Below are 5,027 nucleotides of genomic sequence, written 5' to 3' on the forward strand. Positions count from 1 at the left end.
CTGATCACGGGGGGCGCATGCCTGTTGCTGAGTGCCTGCACCATGCTCGGCCCAGACTATCAGTCCCCCAGAGTCGACGAAATGGCAGGCTGGCACAGCGCCAGCGAGGGCCAAGCTGCGCTCTCGGCCGCCGACTATCGCCAATGGTGGGACAATTTGCACGATCCCGTGCTCAGTGCCTTGGTGCTGGAGGCGCTGCGAAAGAATCCGGATGTCAGGATCGCCGGATTGCGGATCCTCGAGGCCCAGGCTCAGCTCGGCATCGCCGAAAGCCTGCTCGGCCCTCAGGCCACCGTGGGCACAGGCGAGCTGCTGCAAGCCGGGCAGACCCGCAATGGTCACAGCAGTGCCGGCAGCAGCTATGGTGCCGGGTTCAATCTCGGCTGGGAACTCGACTTCTGGGGCAAGTTCGAACGCGGCATCGAGGCGGCGGATGCCAACTACTTCGCCACCCTGGCCCAGTATGATGACATCCAGGTGCTGATGGCCGCCCAGGTGGCCCAGCTCTATGTGAGCATCCGCACCCTGGAAGCCAGACTCCACATCGCACGGGAGAATGCCCGCATCCAGCGGCGCAGCCTGGAGATCACCGAACGGCTGTTCAAGAGCGGCAACAGCGCCGAGCTGGACGTGCAGCAGGCCAAGACCCAGTACCTCGGCACCCTGTCCGGCATTCCGCAACTCGAAACCAACCTGCGTCAGAGTCAGAATGCCCTCTCGACCCTGCTCGCCAGACCTCCGGGCCCCCTGCCCGAGATGGGCTCAGACACAGGCAAGATCCCCCAGGGTGAGCTGGCCCTGGTCACCGAGATGCCGGCAGATCTGCTGCGTCGTCGTCCCGACGTGCGGATCGCGGAGCGGCAACTGGCCGCCCAGTCGGCCCTGATCGGGGTGGCCGAGAGCGAGCTCTACCCGTCCATCACCCTGCTAGGCACCCTGGGCGTCAACGCCACCAATGGGGAAAGCGGCACCTTCTCCTGGGCCGTCGGCCCCTCGCTCAGCTGGAACCTGCTTGATCAGGGACGGCTCGGCAACCAGATCCTGGTGCAGGACGCCCGCTTCCAGCAGCTGCACGAACGCTATCGCGACAGCGTGTTCAAGGCGGCCCGCGAGGTGGATGATGCGGCCGTGGCCTACGCCAACGGCCAGGACGAGATAGCCCTGCTGACCCAGACCGGCGAGGCCGCCCGTCGTTCCCTCGAGATCGCCAACACCCAGTATCGCGAGGGGATGGCGGACTTCCAGCGGGTGCTCGACTCCCAGCGCGCCCTGTTCAACCAGCAGGAGCGCCTGGTCAACAGCCGTGGCGCCCGGATGCGCGACCTCATCACGCTCTACAAGGCACTGGGTGGCGGTTGGGAACAGGGGCGAGAGCGTCCCCTGGTAACCCCCGAGGTGGAGGCCCAGCTGCGCACACGCGCCGACTGGGCTCCCCTGCTCGACGCAACCCACTCCCCCATGACACAGAAGGCAAGCTCCCATGACTGACACAGCGTCTCCCGGCCAGGCCAGCCGCCGCGCCACCCTCGGGCTGCTGGTTGCAATCCTCCTCCTGCTCACCTGGTATCTGCTGGCCGATCGGTTGACCCCCTACAGCTCCCAGGCCAGGGTGCAGGCCTTCGTGGTCCCCGTTGCCGCCCAAGTGTCCGGCCAGATCCAGAAGGTCCATGTGCGCGACAATCAGGACGTGGAAGCAGGATCCCCCCTGTTCGACATCGACCCCGAACCCTATGACATCGCCCTGGCCAAGGCCAGATCCGATTACCAGACGGTCCTGAGCGGCGTCAAGGCGAACACCGAAGGGGTCAAGGCGGCCGAGGCCTCCCTGATGGCCATGCGCGCCGCCTATGACAACGCGGCCAAGGATGCGGAGCGCCAGGAGCGGCTCTATCGCGAGGATCCGGGCGCCATCTCGGTGCGTCGCCTCGAGGTGGCCCAGGCCAGCCGCGAGACAGCCAAAAGCCAGGTGGCGGCAGCAGAAGCCGACGTGCGCCGCGCCATCGAGGCCGCCGGAGTGAGCGGCGATGACAACTCCCAGCTGCTCAGCGCCCGCTCGGCGGTCCACAAGGCCGAGCTGGATCGCCAGAACACCCGCGTGGTGGCGCCGGGTCGGGGGCTCATCACCGACTTGAGCACAGATGCAGGCCAGTTCATCGGGGCAGGCGCACCGGCCATGACCCTGATCGCCATCCACGACGTCTGGGTATCGGCCGATCTGACGGAGAACAACCTCGGCAACATTCGGCCAGGGGACAAGGTCGCCATCCTGCTCGACAGCCTGCCCGGACGCCTGTTCAAGGGCGAAGTTCGCAGCGTCGGCTACGGGGTGGGCGACGGCAAGAGCCAGCCAGCCGGAGCCCTGCCCACGGTCGACAACAACCGGGACTGGCTACGCCAGGCCCAGCGTTTCCCGGTCAAGATTGCCTTCCAGGGCGACGACTTTCCGCCGGTCGAGGCGCTGCGGGTCGGCGGCCAGGTTGATGTGCTGGTCTACACCGGCGAGAGCGGGGTGATGCACCTCCTGGGGGCACTCTATATCCGGCTGATGAGCCTCTTCTCCTTCCCCTATTGAGGCGCCACATGCATAACGCCGACAGGGCTGTACTGCGCATTGGCACGGGCATCGGACTCGCAACGGGGCTCTGTTACGGATTGGCCCTGCCGATGCCCCACCTCGGCGTCATCATGGCCTGGGTGGTGCTGTGCCGACCCGGGGAGCCGCTCGGCCTGAAGAAGGGGCTAGCGGGGGGGATCCTGCTGCTGGGGATCATGGCCTCCGGGGTGCTGCTGGTTCCGCTGCTGACCCACTATGCTCTGGCGGCCGTGCTGCTTGTCGGCTTGTTGCTCTACCTGCTGATGCAGCAGGCGATGGCTGGCAAGGGGGCCGCCGCCATGTTGCTCATCATGGCCATCACGGTGATCCCGGTGGCCGGTCTCATCGAGCAGTCCCTTGCCATTGCCATCGCCCAGATGATGGGGCTTGGGATCCTGATAGGCACCCTGGTCAACCGCATGGCGCATGCACTCTTCCCCCCTCAGCCGGTGATCGGCGCGGCCGCCAGAGCGACACCGCCCCTCCCCGAACACCCCGAGCGGCTGGCGCTGCGCGCCGTCGCCATCGTGATGCCGGTGTGGCTGCTGGCGCTTGGCAATCCGGCGTTCTACATTCCGGCGGTAATGAAGACGGTGACGCTGGCCCAGCAGAGCACCTCCCTCAACGCCAAACAGGCGGGCCAGGAGCTGGTGCTCTCGACCCTGGCGGGCGCCCTGCTGGCGTTCGCACTCTGGATGGGACTCAGCCTCTGGCCCTCGCTGCTGATGCTGGTGCTGATGCTGACCCTGATGACTCTCTGGCTGGCACGGCGTCTGGTGCGACTGGTGGCGGGGCGCTTCCCGCCGTCATTCTGGAGCAACGCCTGGATCACGGCGCTTATCCTGTTTGGCCCGGCCATCGAGGACAGCGCCACCGGCAAGGATGTGTGGCTGGCGGCCGCCATGCGTTGCGGCCTCTATCTGGTGGTAGCCGGCTATGGCTGGCTGTGTATCTTGCTGCTCGAGCAGTGGCGGCCGGTCGGCCGACCACTGGCAGAAGCGAAGTTAGGAGACTGACATGTTTCTCATTTTGATGGTCGGCATCCCGGTGATCCTGGTCAACATGCTGTTGCAATCCCTGGTTGCCGTCTGGTGCATCCGCTTCTACATCAAGCGGTTCAATCAACGCGAGGGTGCCCTGGCTGGCATGCTGGCCCTTTTTGGCACCATCACTCTGGTGATGCTGGGCAACCTGGCCCAGATCGGCGTCTGGGGAGGGCTCTTCCTGTGGCTCGGCGAGTTCGACACCTTGCAGGAGGCCATCTATCACTCCGGGGTCAACTTCGCCACCCTGGGCTATGGCGACATCGTCATGAGCCCGCAGTGGAAGATGCTCGGGCCGCTGGAAGCGGTCAACGGCGCCCTGATGATAGGCCTCTCCGGCGCCTCCATGCTGGCGGTCTTGCAACACCATATTCGCAAGCAGCTGGGACAAGCCAGCGAATAGCACCTCTCACCAGCGAGAACGGATGCCCAAAAAGAGGGGAGCCACTGGCTCCCCTCTCCCATGGCACTAGGTCGGTCGATCGCCCTAGTCCAGCCTTAGCTCGCGACGATCTGTTCGGTCGCGACGGCAGCGTCCTTTCGCTTGATCTCCCGCACCAGCAGAGTGGAGATGACGGTTCCTGCGAAGGCAAAACACGCCATGATGCCAAACACTATCTGGTACCCTAACAAGCCGCTGTACTGATCCAGCAAATGGCCGTAGAGGCTGAAGCAGAACATAGCCGGGGCATAGCCGATGAAACTACCCATCGCCATGGCGGAGCCAATATGGTCCTCCTTGATCTTGGCCTCACCGATGGGGGCGAAGAAAACGGCTCGCTGGGTGAAGACAACGGTACCAAAGCCCAGGGTGCAGGCCATGCCGAGGTAGACGGACATCTGCTCATGGGGCAAGACGATCAGTAGGCCAAGCATGGCGGTGCTGACCATGAAGCTATAGCAGAGATAACGGCTGGGGGACTTCAGCACCTTGTCCGCTATGATGCCACCGATGGGGCCTCCGACCATCTTCAGGCAGTACTGGTTGATGATGCCATAGGCACCAACCAGTGCCACCGGCAGGGCGTAGATCTTGCTCAGGAAGGGGATGAAAAAAGTCAGGCCACAATAGACGGAGTAGACACAGAAGATGTTGAGGGCTATGAGCCACACCAGCTTGTCTCTGAGCACAGACGAGAGTTCGCCGGTACGCGTCGCCTTCTGCTCGGCCCCGGTCTTCTCCTCGTCGTTCATCAGGAACAGGATGCCGACCCCCACCACGATGACAATACAGGAGTAGAACAGGATGCCGGCCCTAAAACCGCTCAGGTCGCTGCCGAAATAGGCGAAGACCCCCAGCGCACAGAAGGCGACCACTGTATCCACCACCCCACGCCCGGTCTCAAAGAAACCAAACAACAGCCCCTGCTGGGGAAGGTGCGAATAAGCGG

Annotated in this window: 5 protein-coding genes; 4 read left to right on the forward strand and 1 reads right to left on the reverse strand. The window is 64.4% G+C overall.

Annotated elements, in window-relative coordinates; all coding sequences use genetic code 11:
* The 4 genes from BN1127_RS08650 to BN1127_RS08665 all read left to right on the forward strand — a co-directional run.
* Nucleotides 1-1,488, forward strand: a 1,488-nt coding sequence (locus tag BN1127_RS08650) for a TolC family protein (RefSeq protein ID WP_331418919.1), incomplete at its 5' end; no start/stop codon positions are given.
* Complete coding sequence (locus BN1127_RS08655; protein ID WP_042649164.1) at nt 1,481-2,572, forward strand: HlyD family secretion protein; 1,092 nt, start codon at nt 1,481-1,483, stop codon at nt 2,570-2,572. The genes BN1127_RS08650 and BN1127_RS08655, both read left to right, overlap by 8 nt.
* An 8-nt stretch (nt 2,573-2,580) precedes the next feature.
* Nucleotides 2,581-3,609: a DUF2955 domain-containing protein gene (locus BN1127_RS08660; protein ID WP_042649165.1), complete on the forward strand. Its 1,029-nt coding sequence runs from the start codon at nt 2,581-2,583 to the stop codon at nt 3,607-3,609.
* Nucleotide 3,610: 1 nt separating this feature from the next.
* Entirely contained in the window at nt 3,611-4,039 is a 429-nt protein-coding gene (locus tag BN1127_RS08665) for an ion channel (RefSeq protein WP_041205398.1), read from the forward strand.
* Between the two features lie 95 nt (nt 4,040-4,134).
* Here the strand turns inward: BN1127_RS08665 and BN1127_RS08670 are convergent.
* On the reverse strand, nt 4,135-5,027 hold an 893-nt coding region (locus BN1127_RS08670; protein WP_042649166.1), incomplete at its 5' end, for an MFS transporter.

The organism is Aeromonas media (assembly GCF_000819985.1).
In the GTDB taxonomy this organism is placed as follows: domain Bacteria; phylum Pseudomonadota; class Gammaproteobacteria; order Enterobacterales; family Aeromonadaceae; genus Aeromonas; species Aeromonas media.